Origin of the sequence: Halorhodospira sp. 9621 (genome assembly GCF_022228055.1) — a bacterium.
Classification (GTDB): Bacteria; Pseudomonadota; Gammaproteobacteria; order Nitrococcales; family Halorhodospiraceae; genus Halorhodospira; species Halorhodospira halophila_A.
In genome coordinates this window covers 1-595 of the sequence record NZ_JAJNRD010000107.1, presented here as the reverse complement: position 1 = coordinate 595, position 595 = coordinate 1, and the positions used below count along the sequence as shown (strand labels likewise).

Annotated in this window: 1 protein-coding gene; it reads right to left on the bottom strand. The window is 65.9% G+C overall.

What is annotated here, in order from left to right:
• Nucleotides 1-9: 9 nt before the first annotated feature.
• Nucleotides 10-595, bottom strand: a 586-nt coding sequence (locus LRF89_RS13315; RefSeq protein WP_238637384.1) for an ATP-binding domain-containing protein, incomplete at its 5' end; no start/stop codon positions are given.

Here is a 595-nt window from a genome sequence, read left to right as displayed (position 1 = left end):
TTTAGCTGGCTATGGTGCAGCCCGCTCCAGCGCCTTGCGCCAGACCGAGTCCGCGGCCACCAGAACTTCCACCGCGACCGAGGCGCGGGTAAGCGCACAGTAGAGCAGCTGCCACTCGCGCTCTGGTCGGGCACCGTCGAGATCCACATCCACCAAGATGACCGCCGGGCGCTGCTCTCCCTTGAAGCGGTAGACCGTGTCGATGAGCAGGTCCCCGTCGGTATAGACCGGTTGGCCATCCTCAGTGTATTCGCCTGTGAACCGTTTGATGCGATGGCTACCCAGGCGCTGGGCGCCCTGCAACGGATCCTCGCCGTGACGATGGAGACTAAGCAGGACCATCTGGTCGGGCCGAAACCCCCGCTCGCAGAGGTGCTCCACGCTCGCGAGTACCGCCTCCCGCTGCTCCTCCGGCGTACCGAAACGCCTCACCCGTGGGCTCTGCCCATCGAGCGGGTTGCACCAGTCGATCTCGGCCCCAAGCACCCGGCGAATGAAGTGGGCGATGCGGCGCGGCGTCCGGTACGCCTTGCGGGTGCGGAAAGTGACGAATTGCGCGTCGTGGAGTCGACTGCGGCCGTACAGATCCTGCTGC